Source organism: Amycolatopsis dendrobii, assembly GCF_014145675.1.
Classification (GTDB): Bacteria; Actinomycetota; Actinomycetes; order Mycobacteriales; family Pseudonocardiaceae; genus Amycolatopsis; species Amycolatopsis dendrobii.
In genome coordinates this window covers 51,323-69,240 of record NZ_JACGZW010000017.1, presented here as the reverse complement: position 1 = coordinate 69,240, position 17,918 = coordinate 51,323, and the positions used below count along the sequence as shown (strand labels likewise).

The window sequence follows — 17,918 nt, the reverse complement described above, 5'->3', positions numbered from 1 at the left end:
CCTGTGTCTGCGGGTGAATCCTCCGCAACGTAGCGCCGGGAAGCCGGGCAGTAACCGCTTGGCGGCAGATTGTCCCGAAAGTCCACACTTCCGTCGGGCCCCGACACGAGCCGCGCGTTGTCTGGAAAGCTGGACCTCATGCGCGTCGCGCTGCTTGGCCCGCTGCGAGCGGAGGGGGAGGACGGCACGCCGATCGACATCGGCGGAGCCCGCCTTCGCATGCTCCTTTCCCGGCTCGCGCTCGACGCGGGCCGCGCGGTTCCCGCCGAAGCGCTGATCGACGGACTGTGGGGCGCGGAACCTCCTGCGGACGCCGCCAATGCGCTCCAGTCGCTGGTCTCGCGGCTGCGTCGGGTGCTGCGCCCCGCGGGTGCCGAGCTGGAGTCGGTCAACGGCGGTTACCGGCTCGCGGTGCCGCCGGAAGCGGTGGATCTCCACCGGTTCGAGCAGTTGTCCGCCGAAGGGCGCCGTGAACTTGCCGCTGGCCGGGACGGCACTGCCGCCGAATCGCTCGCCGCCGCACTCGCGTTGTGGCGCGGACCGGCGCTCGCGGATGTGCTGGACGCGCCGTTCGCCGCCGCGCCCGCGACGTTGCTGGAAGAGCGGCGCACGGAGACCACTGAGGACTGGTTCGAAGCCGAACTGCGGCTGGGCCGGCACGCGGACGTGCTCGCGGAACTCACCGCCGCCGCGCAGGCGCATCCGCTGCGGGAACGGTTGGCCGGCTTGCGAATCCGTGCGCTTTCCGCCGCTGGACGGCAGGCCGACGCGCTCGCCGCGTACTCCGCGATCCGAACGACGCTGGCGGACGAACTGGGCGTGGACCCGTCGGCGGAACTGCAGGAAGTGCATCTGCGTGCCCTGCGCGGCGAGTACACGCCGGTCGCCGCGGTGGTCGACCGGTTGCCGCAGCGGCTGACCAGCTTCATCGGTCGCACTGACGAACTGAAGCTGCTGGCCGAACTGCTCGAAGGATCCCGGCTGGTCACGCTCGTCGGCCCGGGCGGGGCCGGCAAGACGCGGCTCGCGACGGAAGCGGCTTCGCGGCATCCGGCGCACTCGCGCGGTTTGGTGTGGTTCGTGCCGCTGGCCGGCGTGCGGGATGCGGAAGACGTGCTGGCCGCGCTGCTGAACGCGTTGGAGGTCCGCGACCTTCGGACCACGGAGACCGACGCGCGGCGTCGGCAGGTCGATCCGTTCGAACACGCGGTGGAGACGCTCGGCGGCACGGAAGCGTTGCTGGTGCTGGACAACTGCGAACACCTCGTGGACACCGCCGCGGAGCTGGCCGAGAATTTGCTGCGTCGGCTGCCGGCGTTGCGGGTGCTCGCGACGAGCCGGGAGCCGTTGGCGATCACTGGGGAAGCGTTGTGCCCGCTCGGTCCGCTGCCGGTGCCGGACGAGGCCGCGCCGCCCTCGGACGTCGGCACCCTCGATTCCGTCCGGCTGTTCCTCGATCGCGCGATGGCGGTACGTCCGGGATTCCGGCTCGACGAGTCCACAGTGGACGCAGTACGGCAGATCTGCCGACGGCTCGACGGAATGCCGCTGGCGCTCGAACTGGCCGCCGCGCGACTGCGGTCGATGACCGCCGAACAGATCGCCGAACGCCTCGACGACCGGTTCCGCTTGCTCACCTCCGGCAGCCGGACGGCGTTGCCGCGCCAGCGCACGCTGCGCGCGGTGGTGGAGTGGAGCTGGGATCTGCTGAGTGACGCGGAGGTCCGGCTCGCGCGCAGGCTCGCGGTGTTCGCGGCGAGTTTTTCCGAGGAGGCGGTGGAAAACGTCTGCTCGGACGACGAACTGCCCGCGGAAGAGATCGTGTACGTACTGGGTTCACTGGTGGAGAAGTCCATTGTGGACGTAGTGGGCATGCGTTACCGCCTGCTGGAAACTCTTCGCGCCTACGCGACCGAGCGGCTTGTCGAGTCCGGCGAACAGGATCGGATGCGGGCGGCGATGGTCGCCTATTACACGGAATTGGCCGACCGCAACGAACCGCTGCTGCGCGGACGGGACCAGCTCCAGGCGATCGACGTGTACGAGCACGAAAGCGATAACTTCACCGCTGCGCTGCGGGCGGCGATCGAGTCGGACTCCGCGGGTTCGGCGGCCCGGCTGTTGTTCGGATTGTTCTGGTATCTCAATATCGTCGGCCAGAACGAGCGGGGCGCGCTGTTCGTGGACGAGGTGCTCGAACTGAGCGGAGAGCTGCCGCCGGACATGGCGGCGAGCCTGCGGTTGATCCAGGTGCTGATGCGGGTCATGGCCGGTCCGCACGAGAAGGTGGACGTTCCCGAACTGATCGAGGACTGCGTGCGGACCGGTGCGGTGGAACGGAATCCGTGGCTGTGGGTGGGGTTGCCGATAATCGCCTACCTCAACGGCGAACGCGACCTGGCGAAGCGCGAGATCCGCCGGGCCGTCGAACGGGACGACGTCTGGGGCCGCGCCGCCGGACACTGGGCGGAGAGTTTCGTCCTCGGCGACATGGGCGACCTCGAAGGAGCGGACCGGGCGCGAGAGCTTGCGCACCAAGGCTTTGCCGAGGTCGGCGACCGCTGGGGTCTCGGCATGACACACGGTTTCCGAGCCGCGGCGCTGTCGCAGTCCGGTGACCACGAAGCGGCGATCGCCGCGTACACCGAGGGCCTGCGGCTGGTGATGGAGCTGCGGTCAAAGGACGACATCGTGCAGCAGTGGTGGCGGCTGGCGGTGGAACGCTCGCGGGCTGGCGACCAAGAGGGTGCGTGGCGGGACATGGAGGCCGCGGAACGCTACGCGGCTTCCGGCGGCAACAGCGGATTGCGCCTCATCGTGTTGCTCGGCCGTGCTGAGCTGCTGATCCGCGAGCACAACGTCGCCGAGGCCCGCGAGGTGTTCCGGGAAATGAAGTCGGCGCGCGCGGATTGGCCTGCGCCGGAAGGTTTCGAGGCGGAATGGCTTGGCACCATGGAGGCCGGGTTGCTGCTCGCCGAAGGCCGTCCGGATGATGCGGAACCAGCGGTGTTCGCGGTCATCGAGCAGGCGGCCGGACGATTCGACATGCCGGACCTGGCGGGCGTGGTCGAACTGCTGGCGCGGATCCGGTACCAGCAGGGGCGGCTGGAGTCGTCCGCGCGGCTGCTCGCGCTGAGCGCGGTGGTGCGCGGACGGTTCGACTTGGGAAGCCCGGAGGTCCGGGAGCTCATCGAGAACCTGACCAGCGAGCTGGGCGTGGAACGGTACGAGGCGCTCGTGGCCGAAACCTCGCAGCTGGACCGGGCGGAGGCGATCGAGGCGGTCCAGGCGGAACGCTCGCCTGTTCTCGACGATAACTAACGTCGAGGAGTTGGAACACGCGGTCAGCCTGGGTTCCCGCGGCGCGATGCGGTACGGCCGCACCGGCGACAAACTGGCCGACGCCCCGGAGTTCGACGACCTCTCGGAACCGCCGCATGCCTTCGCGTCCCCCTGCACTTCGGCCCCCAAGCACCGGTGCGGGCGCGGGCAGCGGAACGGTCAGCGAACGCTGGCTGCGTTGGACGGCGGAGGTGGTCGGGACCGGGCGGATGCTCTATTCGAGCGACTATCCCTGCACCTTCCGCACCCGGCCCGGCGGTTTTCCTTACCTGGACACGAGCGGCGGTGTCGCGCGGTCGTTTCCGGAGAAGGCACCGTTCAACGAGGAAGAGAAGGCAGCCATCGGGTCTGGCAATGGGGAGTGGTTGACCGGCCATCTCGCGGTCAACAAGGCGGGATGAAGGCTGCGCGATAACCTGCGGCGCCCACAGAGCGCGAAGGAGTTCCGGCGTGTGGTCAGCAGCTCACCAAGCAGTCGAACTTGAAGACCTGCCTCGCTTGCGGGACATTCTCGACGCCGGTCATGACGTCGAGGACGACAGCGGGGACGGCTGGACGCTGCTGCGGCACGCCATCGACGCCGAAGTCGACAACCACATTCAAAGCGGCAAGCCATTGCACGTTGACGTCACCGCTTTCCTTCTCGCCCGCGGAGCCGACCCGCTCCGTCGCCACCAGGGCCTGTCGGTCCTTGCGGAGGCGCAGGAGCGAGGCCATTGGCTGGCTGTCGACGTCATGCGCGGCTTTATCAGCCGAAATCGGCAGCCATGGACCCCGCCAAAACAAAAGTGAGTGCCTGTGCCCGGCTGTGGAACCCGGACACAGACACTCACCACAGCGTCCCCACCCCCGTGCAGGACGCCCTCAGACCCGCTTGCGGTAGGCCCACGTCGCGAGCGGGAAGAACACCACGACCGCACCGGCCATCCACGCCAGTGCGCCCAGCAGAGAGCCGCCGTAGGCGACGCCGCCGTTGAGCAGGCCGCGCATCACGTCGGACATCAGGCTCACCGGGCTGATGTCCGCCCACGCCTTGAGCCAGCCCGGCATCGTGGCCGTCGGAAGGAACACGTTGCTGCCGAATGTCAGCGGCATGATGAAGACGAACATCAGGCCCTGTGCCGCGCCAGGGGATTTCATCAGCATCCCGACGAACACCGAACCCCAGCAGAAGCACAGGCCGAACGCGACCGCCAGCAGGATCGCGAGGACGAACTCCCCGGGACCGGTCTGCACGCGGAAGCCCATCACGGTCGCCACGGTCAGCAGCACCGCCAGGCACACCACATACCGCACGAGGTCCGCCAGCACCGCGCCCACCAAGGGGGCCGAGCGGGCGATCGGCATGGAGCGGAAGCGGTCGAAGACGCCCTTGGTGATGTCGGTGTTGAGCTGCGTGCCGACCGTCAGCGACGCCTGCAGCACGTTCATCACGATCAGGCCGGGCACGAACGACTGCAGGTAGTTCTCGATCGAACCGCCCAGCGCGTTGCCGAACAGGTAGGTGAACATCAGCAGGAAGATGATCGGCATCAGCGTGACGTCGGCCAGCTGTTCCGGATTCTTGCGGATCTTCAGGATTCCCCGCCAGGCAAGCGAAAACGCGTGCTTCGTGCCCTGGATCGGGCTGATGTGCCGGGGCGGGGCCGCCACGGCGGTTGCGGTGGTCACGACCGGCTCCCTTCGAGTTCGCGCTCCGGCTTCGGGTCTTCGGCGCCATGCCCGGTCAGGGCCAGGAACACCTCGTCGAGGCTGGGCAGCCGCAGCGCCAGTTCGTCGGAGGTGATGCCCGCCGAATCGAGCCGGCGCACCAGCGTGGACAGCAGCACCGGGTCGGACACCGGTGCGGTCAGCAGTCCGGTCGCGTCGTCGCGGACCGGGCGGACGCCGGTGAGTTCGGCCAGGATGCGGTCGACCTCGTCGAGGTCGCGCAGCGACGTCGGCCGCACCTGCAGCGTCTGCCCGCCGACGCGCCGCTTCAGCTCGTCGGCGCGGCCGTCGGCGACCACGTGGCCGTGGTCGAACACGGTGATCCGGTCGGCCAGCTGGTCGGCCTCCTCCAGGTACTGCGTCGTGAGCAGCACCGTCGCCCCGTCGGCGACGAGGCTGCGGACGACCCGCCACACCTCGTTGCGCGCGTGCGGGTCGAGTCCGGTGGTCGGCTCGTCCAGGTACAGCACGGCGGGACGGCCGACGAGGCTCGCCGCCAGGTCGAGCCTGCGCCGCATGCCGCCGGAATACGTCCGGATCGGCCGCTTGGCGGCGTCGGTCAGCTCGAACCGCTCCAGCAGTTCGGCTGCCCGCGCTCGGGCGTCGGCCCGGGACAGGTTCAGCAGCTTCCCGATCAGTACCAGGTTCTCGGTGCCGCTCAGGTCCTCGTCCACCGACGCGTACTGCCCGGTGAGCCCGATCAGCCCGCGCACCCGGACCGGGTCGCGGACCACGTCGTAACCCCCGACCGTGGCGTGTCCCGCGTCCGGTCTCAGCAGGGTGGCCAGGATGCGGACCGCGGTTGTCTTGCCCGCGCCGTTCGGCCCGAGCACCCCGACCACCTTCCCGAACGGGACCTCGAGGTCCACCCCGTCCAGCGCCTTCGTCTCCCCGTAATGCTTGACCAGGCCCTCGGCCTGGATCGCGTGCGACATGATGCCTCCTCCTGTGTCGCTCCAGCACACAGTGGATCCAGGCGCTGGCAAGCCGCGCACACGGCGCTGACACGGACCTGTCAGTGCCTGCCCGGCATACTCTTCGATCATGGTGATGGAGGCGCGGACGCGAACCCGGCTGGTCACGGGCCTGCTCGTGCTGGTCGGACTGCCGTTGCTGACGGTGGCTGTGCTGCGCACGATCGGCTGGGACGGCAGCAGCTGGTACCTGACCGCGCTGCTGGCGCTGACGCCGTACGTCGTGGTCTACGGCGTGCTGCTCGCCGCACTCGCGCTGGTGCTGCGGCGCTGGTGGGCCGGTGGCGTCGCGCTCGCGTTGTCGGCGCTGCTGGCGGTGTACGTCGCGCCGCGGGTGATGTCCGACGACCAGCCGGCGGCGAACGGGAAGACGGTGCGCGTGCTGGCGGCCAACCTCTACCTCGGCCAGGCCGATCCGGCGGCGCTCGTGCGGCTGGTCCGGGAACAGCGGGTCGACGTGCTGAACCTGCTGGAGATGACGCCTGCCGCGATGTCCGGACTGGAGAAAGCCGGGCTTTTCCAGACGCTGCCGTACCGGGTCATGCACCCGGCGTCCGGGGTGGACGGTTCCGGCATCGTGTCGCGGTATCCGCTCACCGAAGAGGACTACACCGGCGATTCGGCCCAGAAACAACCCGGCGCGGCGGCCGACCTCGGCGGCGGGACGACGTTGGAGATCGTTGCCGCGCATCCGCGTTCGCCGGATTCCGGGTACTACCAGTGGGAACAGGAGATGCGGGACCTGTCGCGCGCGATCGGCGAGCACGGCCTGCGCGTGGTGGCAGGCGATTTCAACGCGACTCTCGACCACGCGGCCCTGCGGACGGTGCTGTCCCGCGGATACGTCGACGCGGCGGAGGCACGCGGCGACGGCCTCGTCCCGACCTGGTCGACGTCGGCGGTTCCGCTCGTGCCGCTGGACCACGTGCTGGTGGACCGCCGGGTCGCGATCCGGGACTACCAGGTGCTCGATGTGCCCGGAAGCGATCACCGGGCGGTTTACGCGGAGGTGCAACTGCCATGACGACCTTGCGGCCAAGCAACGGGGAGGTCGAATACCCGCGGCTGCTGGAGATCTGGCGCAGCGCAGTCGAGGCGACGCACCATTTCCTGGCGCCGGCGGACGTCGAGTACTACGCCACGCGCGTCCCGCTCTACTTCCCGGAAGTGGACCTGACCGTGGCGGAGGTCGACGGAATCGCGGCGGGTTTCTCCGGGATCGCCGACGGAAAGCTGGAAATGCTGTTCGTGCACGACGATTTCCGCGGTCGCGGGGTCGGGTCGGCGTTGCTGCGTGCGGCGCTGGACCGGTTCCCGGGGCTCACGCTGGATGTGAACGAACAGAACCCGCAGGCGGTCGGTTTCTATCTGCACCACGGGTTTGAGGTCGTGGGCAGGCAGGAGACCGATTCGGACGGTCGTCCGTTCCCGTTGCTGGCGCTCAAGCGAGCTTGATCAGCGTCTCCAGCGCTCCGGCGGGGATCGAAATCCCGCGTCCGTGCCGGATCCGCGGCTCGCGCGGGTTGATCCGGATCAGTGCGCCCGTTGCCGCGCTGGCGAGTTCGGAATACCGTCGTACGGTCGGAACCGCTTGTCCGGCACCGATTTCGACCACCACCGCGCCGCGATGCGCGCGTCGCCAAGCCGCCAGTTCGTCCAGCTGTTCCTGACTGCGGTCCGGAACCCAGTCGAAATCCCCGAACATCAGGATGTTGGGCCGGGCCAGGCTGCCGCACCGCGGACACGACGGCAACGGCGGCCGGGCGCGCATGGTCGCCTCGTCCAGGTCGACCGCCAGGTCCGCGGCCGACCAGATCTCCCGCGAGCACCCGGCCAGGCACTGCAGGTGGTGGATCGACCCGTGCGCCTCGGCGACGTGCCGGAATCCCGCCGCCTGGAACTGTCCGTCCACATTGGACGTGAAAACCCGCACGCCGCCAGGTTTCGCCAGTCCCCATTCGAGCAGCAGGCCGAACCCGCGGTGCGGCACCGTTTTCCGGTACAGGTCGAGCCGGTGCCCGTAGAAACCCCAGGCCAGTTCCGGGTCCGAGGCGAAATGCCGCGGGTCGGCCAGCTCCTCGAACCGCAGCCCGAGCCCGGCGTACGGCGGATACGCCCGCCAAAACCCTTCCCCGCCACGGAAATCGGGCAGGCCGGAGTCGACGCCCATCCCGGCGCCGGCGCACACGAGCAGCGCGCCGGCGTCCGAGATCAGCTCGGCGGCGCGGGCGAGTTCGTCACTCACCCGGCTTCGATGCCTGCACGACCTCGAATTCCAGCAGGTTCGCGCCGGTCGACACCGGGTTCTTGCGCTCGCCCGCGTGCGCCTCGCGCGCCGGACCGCCCGCCCAGGCCTGGTAGTGCTCCTCGGTTTCCCACTTCGTGTACACGAAGTAGCGCGTCTCGCCCGCGATCGGGCGGAGCAGCTCGAAGCCGAGGAACCCCTCCTGGTTGTCGACGGAGTGCAGCCGCGCGGCGAAGCGCTTCTCCAGCTCCGGGCCGGCGCCTTCGGGGACCTCGATTGCGTTGATCTTGACCACTGCCATGCCCCCAGCGTACTTACGGCTGGCCTGGTTTCGCGGTTCGTGCCACTCTGCTCACATGGGGGACGACGAAGTCTTTAGCACCGAATTGGCCCGCAACCTGCAGCTCCTCGTGAAAGCCGCGGCCGAGTCGGCCGGTTCGGGCGGTTCGAACGAGCTGATCGACCGCGTCACCGGGCACCTCGGCGTGCCGCTCGCGCAGGCGCTGGTGGTCACCCACAGCTTCGAGAACTGGGAGCACGCCACCATCCAGGCCGGGGTCGACGCGTACCTCGCCGAGCACGGGATCGGCACCGACTGGTTCGGCATCGCGGGCGGTCTGCGCGGGCACGAAGACCTGGTCGGCATGCTGGTCACGGCCAAGCAGCACGGCCACTACGAACTGGGCGCGGTGGACTACGCGACGGTCGCGGTCGGACCGGACGAGGCGGCGGACGTCGTCCAGCTCGGGCTGGTCGGCACGGTCGCGCCGGACGGTTCGCCGGTGCTGGTCGGCGTGCGCGGCTCGGCCCCGCAGTACGGCCAGATGAACTGCCGCCTCGAGGTGATCGCCGAGGACCGGCGGGCGGCCACCGAGACCCGCGACCGCATTGAAGCGCTGATGACCGACCACGACGTGCTGCGCGGCCAGGTGATCGCCTTCGGGCTGAGCGAGCACCGCAACAACGAGCTGGTCACCTTCCTGCCGCGGCCGGAGCTGCGCAAGGAGGACGTGGTGCTGCCGGCGGGCGTTCTCGAAGCGGTCGAACGGCACACTTTCGGCATCGCGGAACACGGCGCGCGCCTCGCCGAGGCGGGTCAGCATCTGAAGCGCGGCCTGTTGCTGCATGGTCCGCCGGGCACCGGGAAAACGCACACCGTGCGGTACCTGATGGGCCAGCTCCCGGACTGCACGGTCGTGATCCTGACCGGTGCCGCGATGCGGTTCATCTCGCAAGCCGCTTCGCTGGCGCGCCGGCTGCAGCCGAGCGTCATGGTGCTGGAGGACGTCGACCTGATCGCCGAGGACCGCGACCTCGCGCACGGCCCGACGCCGCTGCTGTTCAGCCTGCTCGACGCGATGGACGGCGTCGGCGGCGACGCGGATGTCACCTTCCTGCTCACCACCAACCGGGCGAGCAGCCTGGAGAAAGCGCTGGCCGACCGGCCCGGCCGCGTCGACTTGGCGGTGGAGGTGCCGCTGCCGGACGCCGCGGGACGGGAAGCGCTGCTGCGGCTGTATTCGCGGGACCTGGAGCTGACGGCCGACCTGACGCCAGTCGTCGAGGCGACGGAAGGCGTCACGGCGTCGTTCATGAAGGAACTGCTTCGCCGGGCGTCGCTGCGCGCGCTGGCGCTCCGACCCGATGAACCCGTGCGGGTCGGCGACCCGGAACTGGGCGCGGCCCTAGCCGAGATGAACGACTCTCGCAGCAGTCTGACCAGGTCGTTGCTCGGCAGTCAGGGCCGCAACGCGCCTGGGTAAAGGTCGGTGTCCGACGGCAGTTTCGACCCGTGGAACCAGTCGTTGAGGAATCCGCTCACATCGCGTCCGGCGACCTTCGACACGAGCTTCTCGAAGTCCGCCCACGTCGCGTTGCCGTTGCGATGCTGGCCGACCCATTCGTGCAGCACCTTCTCGAACCCCGGCTCGCCCAGTTCCCGGCGCAGCGCGTGCACGGCGAGGATGCCCTTGTCGTACGCGCCTTCGAACAGGTGCTCCGGCCCCATGTCGACGAGCTTCTGGCCCCAGAAGTCCGTGCTGCCCTTGGTGATCTCGACGGCCGCGCGGTAGCGGTCGTCCAGGTTCTGGCCCTCGCGTTCGCCCCACATCCACTGCGCGTACGACGCGAAGCACTCGTTGAGGCAGATGTCCGCCCACGAGTTGAGCGACACCGAATCGCCGAACCACTGGTGCGCGTTCTCGTGCACCAAAGTCAGGATTTCCGCCCATTTCGCATAAGTGGGACGGGTCTGCGTTTCCAGGGAGAAGTGGATGTCCTCGTCGAGGTAGATCCCGCCGGCCGCGCTCTGCGGGTATTTGCCGAACTTGCTCTCCAGGAACGAGATCACTTCCGGCAGCCGGTCGCCGGTGGCCTCGCGCGCTTCGGCTCCCGGCGCGTAGCCGGAAACGATCGGCGTGCCGTCCGGGAGCGTGGACCGCTGCACGGTGAACTTGTCGATCGCGATCGTGGTCAGGTAGCTGGCCACCGGATTCGGATCCGCCCACGTCGTGGTGGTTTTGCCGTCCTTGGCGCTGGTGCCCTGCTCCCGGCCGTTGGACATGACCGTCCAGCCGGTGGGCACGTGCGCGGTCAGCGTGAAGGTCGCTTTGTCGCGCGGGGTTTCGTTGACCGGGTACCAGAACGACGCCGAATGCGGCTCGCCGACCAGGTACGCGCCGCCGTCCTCGGAGCGGGCCCAGCCGTTCTCCGATCCGCCGTCGTGCGGGGTTTTCGCCGGAACACCCGAATAGCGCACGCGCGTCCGGAACGTCGAACCCGAGCGCAGCGGTTCGGCCGGAGTCACGACCAGCTTGTTCTTCTCCCGGCTGTACTTCGCCGGTTTCCCGTCGATCTCCACTCCCGAGACGTCCAGCCCGCGCAGGTCGAGATCGAAGCGGCTGAGGTCTTGGGTGGCTTTCGCGGAGACCGTGGTGTCGCCGTCGAGCCGGCCGCTCGGCGGGTCGTAGCTGACGTCGACGTGGTAGTCGAGCGCGTCGTACCCGCCGTTGCCGTCGTCGGGGAAGTACGGGTCGCCCGCGCTGCTCGCACCTGGCTTCGGATGCATCGGCGGCAGTGGAGCGGCGGGTTCGGCAGGGCTGCACGCGGACAGCGCAAGCACGCCGGCGAGGGCGAGGACGGCGGACTGGCGGCTGCGCATTCCTTCACCCTAGGGGCAGATTTGTGATGAGGTAGCCGGGAAAACCCGGGAGGATTAATGCGACCAGGCCTGATCGACTTCGGCGGCGACGAACGCTCTGGCGTGTCGATCTTGCTGTTGCACGGGCTGATGGGCCGCGCTCGCACGTGGTGGCCGGTCGCGCAATGGCTCAAGCGATACGGCCGGGTGCGCGCCCTCGACGCCCGCGGGCACGGCCGGGCGCCGCACATCGGGCCGTGGACCACCGAGCAGTTCGCCGAGGACGTCGCGGACGTGCTGGCTGACGTCGGTCCGTCCGTGCTGATCGGGCATTCGATGGGCGGACTGCACGCGTGGGCCACCGCGGCGAAGCATCCGGAGCTGGTGCGCGCGGTCGTCAGCGAGGATTTCGCGCCGGACCAGCGCGGACGCACCGTCGAGACCTGGCGCGGCTACTTCGAGAGCTGGCCGGTGCCGTTCGAATCGCTGGCTCACGTGCGCGAGTTCTTCGGAGCCGCGGGCGACTACTTCACCGAATGCGTCGAGGAACGCGAGGACGGCTATCACCTGATCGCCGACCTGGAGAACCTGTACGAGATCGCCGCCGAATGGGGTCGCGGGGACTACTGGTCCATTGTGGACGGTATCCGCTGTCCGCTGCTGCTGGTCGAGGGCGAGCACACCGCGATGCCCGCCGGTCAGCAAGCCGAGGTCGCGGCGCGGGTGCCGGGCGCGAAGCACCTGGTCGTGCCCGGTTCGGCGCATGTGCCGCACGCCGAGGCGCCGGAGACCTATCGCGGCGCGGTGGAGGCGTTCCTGTCCGGCCTGTGACGCCCCACGCGTGCCGCCCTCGCTGGCACACGTGAGGCGTCCCCGGTCAGCGGGCCAGCTCGGTGCGCCACGCGGCGGTCGAGCGGTCCGCCGGCACGATCAGCGGCCAGACGTCCGAGCCGAGGTAGCCGGATTCGTCGCTGGCCCGGGCCGCGGTGCAACTGTCGCGGGAAAGCCCGTGCTCAGCGGCCAGCGCGGACACGGCGGCCGCGGTCGCCTTGCCGAACACGCCGTCGGTGGGCACGCCGAACCCGGCGGCGCGCAGGAATCGCTGTGCGGTCATCACCCGCGGCCCGGTGTCACCCGGTTTGAGCAGCGGCCATTCCGGAGCGTCGAGCCGCGCGACGGACAGGCCGAGCTGCTGGCCGACCGCCTTCCGCAGCTCCGGGAGCCGGTCGTAGAGCACCTGGCCGCAGCATTCGGTCGAGTTGAAATCGCGGTGGCCCTTGATGAACTCGGGCGTGATGCCGTAAAGGTGTGCGATGTAGGCGATCAACTGCACGAGCGAGTTCCACAGCGCGACCGGAACGTCGACCGTGCTGTAGAGGCCCTCGTTCTCGATGCCGATGCATTCGCTGTTGTGGTTGGCGACGTTCGCGCCCTGAACATGCTGCGTCCCGCCGCGGAGGATTTCGAGGCTGCGGTGCCGTCCCTCGGTGACGAAGCCGCCGCGGCTGTTCGTGAACTGCTGGCCGGTGTCGATCCAGCCGCGGGTGTCCATGTGGAAGTTCTGGATGTCCCGCGAGATCTGCAGCGCGTGCGCCAGCGAGTAGTCGGTGTTGTTGCCCGGATCGACGGTGTGGTGCACCACGATGTACGTCGGCTTGTGGTTCTCCACCACGATCGCGCCTGACGGCGGCCGGGCGTTCCACTCGGCCGTCGAATGGATGACCGGAGTGGTCGCCGCCGCCGCGGATTTCGCCCCTGCGCAGCCCAAAGCGCCCACGGCAGTGACGGTGAGGCCGCCCTTCAAGACGGCACGACGCGTTGCTTCCCCCATGCGGAACTCCTCAGCCCGGAAGTGCGACTGGGGAAAGCTAACCCGGCACCCCGGAGGGGACAACTTTTTGCCGACTTTCGTCGTAGTGCGTCAGTGTTCCCCGGGAAGCGCGAAGAGCCCGTCGCGGGTTTGCTCCAGCAGACCGTCCACGAGCAGCGAATCCAGGCACCGGTCGCGCTGCCCGGATTCGTGCCACACCAGGTCCAGCCGCGCCTTCTCGACCGGTCCCTCGGCACCGCGCAGGACGTCCAGAAGCAGCCCGCGGACCTGCCGGTCGGTCCCGGCGAACTTCTGCACCGGCTTGGCCGGGCCGGCGTACTCGGGACGGCCGTTGTGCTGCCAGGCGCATTCGGCGTAAATCGGGCAGTCCGCGCACTTCGGCGACCGGGCGGTGCAAATCAGCGCGCCCAGCTCCATCAGCGCTGCGGAAAGCTTCGCCGCGGGCGCGTCCTCGGCCGGAAGCAGCGCCTCGACGTCCGCCATGTCGCGGGTATTCGACGCCGGGCCCGCGTCGCCCGCGCCATGAACGGCACGCGCGACGACCCGTCGGACGTTCGTGTCCACCACCGGCGCACGCTTGCCATACGCGAACGCCGCGACCGCGCGCGCCGTGTACGCGCCGATGCCGGGCAGCGCGAGCAGAGTGTCCACATCGGACGGAACGACGTCGCCGTGTTCCTGAGCGATGACGGTGGCGGCGGCGTGCAGCCGAAGCGCGCGACGCGGGTAGCCGAGCTTGCCCCACGCGCGCACGACTTCGCCGGTGGTCTCCGCGGCCAGCGCCGAGGGCACCGGCCAGCGGGCCATCCACTCCAGCCAGATCGGCTGGACGCGCGAGACCGGCGTCTGCTGCAGCATGATTTCGCTGACCAGCACGCCCCACGCCGAGCAGTCCGGTTCCCGCCAGGGCAGGTCCCGGCCGACGTCGGCGAACCACTCGATCAGAACATCGGTGTCTACTGCCACCCCGCCATTGAATACGACGGCTCTTACTTGACCTCGGTCAGGCTCCCGGCCTTCACGTCGTAGACGAATCCGCGCACGTTGTCGTTGTGCAGGAGGAAGTCGCTGCGCCGGGCGCGCTCCACCGAGGTGCGCACGCTGTCCTCGACCTTGCGGAACGCCTCGACCGCCCAGGTCGGCCGCAGTCCGGTCGCCGACTCCAGTTCGTCCTTGAACTCGTCCTCGGTGACCGTGGAGAGGCCGCAGTCGGTGTGCTGGACGATCAGCACCTCTCGAGTGCCGAGCTTGCGCTGGCTGAGCGCGAGCGAACGGATCATGTCGTCGGTCACCACGCCGCCCGCGTTGCGCAGCACGTGCGCCTCGCCCTGCAGCAGGCCGAAGATCTCGAACACCCGGATCCGGGCGTCCATGCAGGTCAGAATCGACACTTGCAGCGACGGCTTGGGGGAGGACCGGTCGCCGGGGACGATGTTCCCGATTTCCTGATTACGCTTGAGCAGCACGTCGATGGAGGTCATGGGGCACCTTTCGGCCTGCGCTTCCCCGCGGGAGCGGGGCGGTTCCGTCCATGGAACCGGGCCGGGGGCGCGCGCACAATGCGGTGGGCCGGAAATCACGGCAAAGGCTGGGGTGACTTGTGAGTGGCAATCACGGTTCTAACCGTGATCAGCACTCACGACCTCAGCCGCCGAACCAGGGCTCCTCGACCGTCCGCGGCGGTGCCGACGTGCGGCCGACCCGCAGTTCGGTCGGCAGCGTGATGACCTTGGGCCCGACCCGCTCGGCCGAGCTGAGCAGCAGCCGTCCGGCGACCTTGCCCTTCTCCAGCACCGGCTGGTGCACCGTCGTGAGCCCGGAGCGCTCCGCCTCGGCGATGCCGTCGAAACCGGTCACCGTGAGGTCGAGCGGCACCCGCAGCCCGCGTCGCGCCGCTTCGGCCAGCGCACCGAGCGCGAGGATGTCCGACGTGCAGACCAGGGCGGTGACCTGCGGATACGCGTCCAGCAGCTGACGTGCGGCGGAGGCGCCGTCGTCCACCGTGTGGTCGAAGCGCTCGACCACCGGCACGGTCGCCCAGTCGACGCCAGCCGAGGAGAACGCCGTCGCCAATGCCTCCAGCCGGGTGCGCTGCACGTGGAAGTGCGCGCCGCTCTGCCGTTCGGACGTCACGAAGTCGTCGTTGCGCTCGCGGCCGAGCCGCATGCAGAGGACGCCGATCTGCCGGTGGCCGAGCGCCACCAAGTGGTCGGCGAGCTGTGTGACGGCGGCCGCGTCGTCCGGGCCGACGCGGTCGACGCCCTCGATGCGGGGCTGGTCGATGATCACCGTCGGCACGGGCCGTTCCAAGACGGCCGCGAGATGCGGATCGTCGTCCGGCACGGAGTACACGACGAACCCGTCCACGCCCGCGCGGTGCACCGCGGCGAGGTCCTCGCGACCGGGGCTGGCCGGCACGAGATGCAGGCCGACGCCCGCGTCTTCGCAGGCCAGCGCGAGTCCTTCGAGCACGCCGACGGCGGCCGGGTCGCGAAAGGCGTAGGACAGGTTCTCGGTGAGCAGCAGTCCGACCGCGCCCGCCTTCCGGGTGCGCAGCGAGCGCGCGACCGGGTCGGGTCCGGGGTAGCCGAGCCGCCGCGCGGTCTCGAGCACCCTGCGGCGCAGTTCGGGGGAGAGCTGATCCGGGCGATTGTAGGCGTTGGACACAGTGGTCCTGGACACCCCGAGTTCCGCCGCGAGCGACGCCAATGTCGCCTGCCTCCGGGTGCGAATAGGACGGCCCATCCGCAAACCGTAACGGTTCAGATCGTTTTCCAGAAGCGACACCCCTGTGGTGAGCGTCTCGATCCTCTCGGTGATCAAGAGCGGGTGTGGCCACCCGGTGGAGTGAGGCTCGCCGTTCGGATGGGGTAAAGTGAATCTGACAACGGTTTCCATTAGCAGTTCGACCCAGGAGTGCCCGATGACTTCCCGCCGCACCACGAGCGTCCTCGCCGCCGCGTCGGCTTTGGCTGTGTTCGCGCTCGGCGCGTGCTCCAGCACGTCGTCCTCGTCCGGTTCCGGGGCGGGAGGGGGAACGGGCGACCAGGTGAAGGTCGTCGCGTCCACCGATGTCTGGGGCAGCGTCGCGTCCGCTGTCGGGGGGGACAAAGTGCAGGTCACGTCGATCATTCACGATCCCTCCGCCGACCCGCACTCGTACGAGTCCACCGCCGACGACGCGCTCGCGGCCAAGAAGGCGCAGCTGACGCTGGCCAACGGCGGCGGGTACGACGAGTTCTTCACCAAGCTGTCGGGCGAGGCGGCCTCGGCGAAGAAACTGGTCGCCTACGACATCGCCAAGCCGGGCGAGGAGAACGAGCACGTCTGGTACGACCTGCCCGGTGTCGCGAAGGTCGCCGACCAGGTCGCCGCCGCGCTCGGCGAGATCCAGCCCGCGTCGAAGCAGAAGTTCGACGAAAACGCCAAGTCCTTCAAGAGCCAGCTCGACGGCCTGATCAAGAAGGCGTCCGCGCTGGGCGCCGCGCACCCGGACACGAAGGTCGTCGTCACCGAACCGGTCGCGCACTACCTGCTGAAGACCGCGAACATCGGCGACGCCACCCCGAAGGCCTTCTCCGACGCGATCGAGAACGAGACCGACGTGCCCGCCGCGGCGGTCTCCGAGTTCACCAAGCTGATCAAGGAGAAGCAGGTGAAGGCGCTGGTCAACAACGTGCAGACGGTCACCCCGCTGACCAAGCAGGCAGTCGCCGACGCGAAGGCGTCCGGGGTCGCGGTGGTCGACGTATCCGAGACGCTCCCGGCGAACGTCACGGGCTACATTGACTGGATGACCAAGGATGTGGACTCGCTGTCGGGGGCTCTGAACAGCTGATGTCCGTCCAGCTTCGGGAAGCCGGCCCCGCGGTCCGCGTGCGCGGGGCCGGGCTCGCCTTCGGCGACCGCACCCTCTGGTCCGGTTTGGACTTGGACGTCGAGCCGGGCGAATTCCTGGCCGTCCTCGGCCCGAACGGTTCCGGCAAGAGCAGCTTCCTCAAGGCGCTGCTGGGCATGCAGTCGCTGTCGGCGGGCACGGTGGAAATCGCGGGCGGGCGTCCGGGAGGGGCGAACCGCAAGGTCGGCTACATCCCGCAGCAGCGCGCGATCGACGATTCGCTCACGCTGCGCGGCGTCGACCTGGTCGGCCTCGGTTTGGACGGGCACCGCTGGGGTCCGGGTCTCGCCGGAATGGGCACCCGGAAACGCCGGGTGGCGTCGGTAATCGAATCCGTCGGCGGCACGCGCTACGCGAAACAGCCGGTCGGCCGGCTCTCCGGCGGCGAGCAGCAACGACTGCGGGTGGCGCAGGCGCTGGTCGGCGACCCGACGGTGCTGCTGTGCGACGAACCGCTGCTGTCGCTCGACCTGGCGCACCAGCGCGCGGTCAGCGAACTGATCGACGCGCGCCGCCGCGAAGCCGGGACCGCCGTGCTGTTCGTGACGCACGAGATCAATCCGGTCCTGCAGTTCGTCGACCGCGTGCTGTACCTGGTGAACGGCCAGTTCCGGATCGGCAAGCCGGACGAGGTGATGACCTCGGAGACGCTGTCGGATCTGTACGGAACGAAGATCGAGGTGCTGCGCGTCGGCGGGCAGATTCACATCGCCGGTGCGCAGAGCGCGCTGTGCGAGGACGAACCGCATCACCACGAGCAGGAAGCAGTGGGCTGAGCC

The 17,918-nt window shown here is 69.2% G+C and carries 18 protein-coding genes; 9 read left to right on the top strand and 9 right to left on the bottom strand.

Features of this window, described 5'->3' with window-relative positions:
• Positions 1-138: 138 nt before the first annotated feature.
• The 3 genes from H4281_RS38485 (at position 139) to H4281_RS38475 (ending at position 4,134) form a co-directional block, all read left to right on the top strand.
• On the top strand, positions 139-3,321 hold the full coding sequence (locus H4281_RS38485; RefSeq protein ID WP_182895775.1) for an AfsR/SARP family transcriptional regulator: 3,183 nt from the start codon (positions 139-141) through the stop codon (positions 3,319-3,321).
• Between the two features lie 230 nt (positions 3,322-3,551).
• Entirely contained in the window at positions 3,552-3,743 is a 192-nt protein-coding gene (locus H4281_RS45975) for a hypothetical protein (RefSeq protein WP_237597477.1), read from the top strand.
• A gap of 49 nt (positions 3,744-3,792) precedes the next feature.
• Positions 3,793-4,134 (top strand): ankyrin repeat domain-containing protein, encoded by a 342-nt coding sequence (locus H4281_RS38475; RefSeq protein ID WP_182895774.1) that lies wholly within the window; start codon positions 3,793-3,795, stop codon positions 4,132-4,134.
• 72 nt (positions 4,135-4,206) lie between these two features.
• On the opposite strand, the gene H4281_RS38470 is transcribed toward H4281_RS38475, so the two are convergent.
• Both H4281_RS38470 and H4281_RS38465 read right to left on the bottom strand, forming a co-directional pair.
• Positions 4,207-5,013: an ABC transporter permease gene (locus H4281_RS38470; RefSeq protein WP_182895773.1), complete on the bottom strand. Its 807-nt coding sequence runs from the start codon at positions 5,011-5,013 to the stop codon at positions 4,207-4,209.
• On the bottom strand, positions 5,010-5,987 hold the full coding sequence (locus tag H4281_RS38465; RefSeq protein WP_182895772.1) for an ATP-binding cassette domain-containing protein: 978 nt from the start codon (positions 5,985-5,987) through the stop codon (positions 5,010-5,012). Before H4281_RS38465 ends, H4281_RS38470 begins: the two co-directional genes overlap by 4 nt.
• Before the next feature lie 109 nt (positions 5,988-6,096).
• Between H4281_RS38465 and H4281_RS38460 the strand changes: the two genes are divergently transcribed.
• Positions 6,097-7,050 (top strand): endonuclease/exonuclease/phosphatase family protein, encoded by a 954-nt coding sequence (locus H4281_RS38460; RefSeq protein WP_182895771.1) that lies wholly within the window; start codon positions 6,097-6,099, stop codon positions 7,048-7,050.
• Positions 7,047-7,481, top strand: a complete 435-nt coding sequence (locus H4281_RS38455) for a GNAT family N-acetyltransferase (protein ID WP_182895770.1) — start codon at positions 7,047-7,049, stop codon at positions 7,479-7,481. Before H4281_RS38460 ends, H4281_RS38455 begins: the two co-directional genes overlap by 4 nt.
• Here the strand turns inward: H4281_RS38455 and H4281_RS38450 are convergent.
• Positions 7,468-8,271: an SIR2 family NAD-dependent protein deacylase gene (locus H4281_RS38450; protein ID WP_182895769.1), complete on the bottom strand. Its 804-nt coding sequence runs from the start codon at positions 8,269-8,271 to the stop codon at positions 7,468-7,470. The two genes, H4281_RS38455 and H4281_RS38450, sit on opposite strands and share 14 nt — an antisense overlap.
• Positions 8,264-8,572, bottom strand: a complete 309-nt coding sequence (locus H4281_RS38445) for an antibiotic biosynthesis monooxygenase family protein (protein WP_067576852.1) — start codon at positions 8,570-8,572, stop codon at positions 8,264-8,266. The genes H4281_RS38450 and H4281_RS38445 overlap by 8 nt, the downstream gene beginning before the upstream one ends.
• 55 nt (positions 8,573-8,627) lie before the next feature.
• Between H4281_RS38445 and H4281_RS38440 the strand changes: the two genes are divergently transcribed.
• Positions 8,628-10,034, top strand: coding sequence for an AAA family ATPase (locus H4281_RS38440; RefSeq protein WP_182895768.1), 1,407 nt, complete (start codon positions 8,628-8,630; stop codon positions 10,032-10,034).
• Here the strand turns inward: H4281_RS38440 and H4281_RS38435 are convergent.
• Positions 10,010-11,431: a M1 family metallopeptidase gene (locus H4281_RS38435; RefSeq protein ID WP_182895767.1), complete on the bottom strand. Its 1,422-nt coding sequence runs from the start codon at positions 11,429-11,431 to the stop codon at positions 10,010-10,012. The genes H4281_RS38440 and H4281_RS38435 overlap by 25 nt on opposite strands.
• A gap of 57 nt (positions 11,432-11,488) precedes the next feature.
• On the opposite strand from H4281_RS38435, the gene H4281_RS38430 reads away from it, so the two are divergent.
• Positions 11,489-12,241, top strand: a complete 753-nt coding sequence (locus H4281_RS38430; RefSeq protein ID WP_182895766.1) for an alpha/beta fold hydrolase — start codon at positions 11,489-11,491, stop codon at positions 12,239-12,241.
• A 46-nt stretch (positions 12,242-12,287) separates the two neighbouring features.
• Here the strand turns inward: H4281_RS38430 and H4281_RS38425 are convergent, their stop codons facing one another.
• From H4281_RS38425 to H4281_RS38410, 4 genes are all read right to left on the bottom strand, one after another.
• The gene (locus H4281_RS38425) at positions 12,288-13,241 is read right to left on the bottom strand and encodes a peptidoglycan recognition protein family protein (RefSeq protein WP_182895765.1); all 954 of its coding nucleotides are present in this window, start codon (positions 13,239-13,241) and stop codon (positions 12,288-12,290) included.
• A 90-nt stretch (positions 13,242-13,331) separates the two neighbouring features.
• Positions 13,332-14,207, bottom strand: a complete 876-nt coding sequence (locus tag H4281_RS38420; protein WP_182895764.1) for an iron-sulfur binding domain-containing protein — start codon at positions 14,205-14,207, stop codon at positions 13,332-13,334.
• Between the two features lie 23 nt (positions 14,208-14,230).
• Positions 14,231-14,722 carry a beta-class carbonic anhydrase gene (locus tag H4281_RS38415; protein WP_182895763.1) on the bottom strand — a complete coding sequence of 164 codons (492 nt, stop codon included), beginning with the start codon at positions 14,720-14,722 and terminating at the stop codon, positions 14,231-14,233.
• 163 nt (positions 14,723-14,885) lie between these two features.
• The gene (locus H4281_RS38410) at positions 14,886-15,986 is read right to left on the bottom strand and encodes a LacI family DNA-binding transcriptional regulator (protein ID WP_037809317.1); all 1,101 of its coding nucleotides are present in this window, start codon (positions 15,984-15,986) and stop codon (positions 14,886-14,888) included.
• Positions 15,987-16,164: 178 nt separating this feature from the next.
• Here H4281_RS38410 and H4281_RS38405 point away from each other — a divergent pair, with 178 nt between their 5' ends.
• Positions 16,165-17,079, top strand: a complete 915-nt coding sequence (locus H4281_RS38405) for a metal ABC transporter solute-binding protein, Zn/Mn family (protein WP_182895762.1) — start codon at positions 16,165-16,167, stop codon at positions 17,077-17,079.
• Positions 17,079-17,915 carry a metal ABC transporter ATP-binding protein gene (locus H4281_RS38400; protein ID WP_182895761.1) on the top strand — a complete coding sequence of 279 codons (837 nt, stop codon included), beginning with the start codon at positions 17,079-17,081 and terminating at the stop codon, positions 17,913-17,915. The genes H4281_RS38405 and H4281_RS38400 overlap by 1 nt, the downstream gene beginning before the upstream one ends.
• Positions 17,916-17,918: the final 3 nt, after the last annotated feature.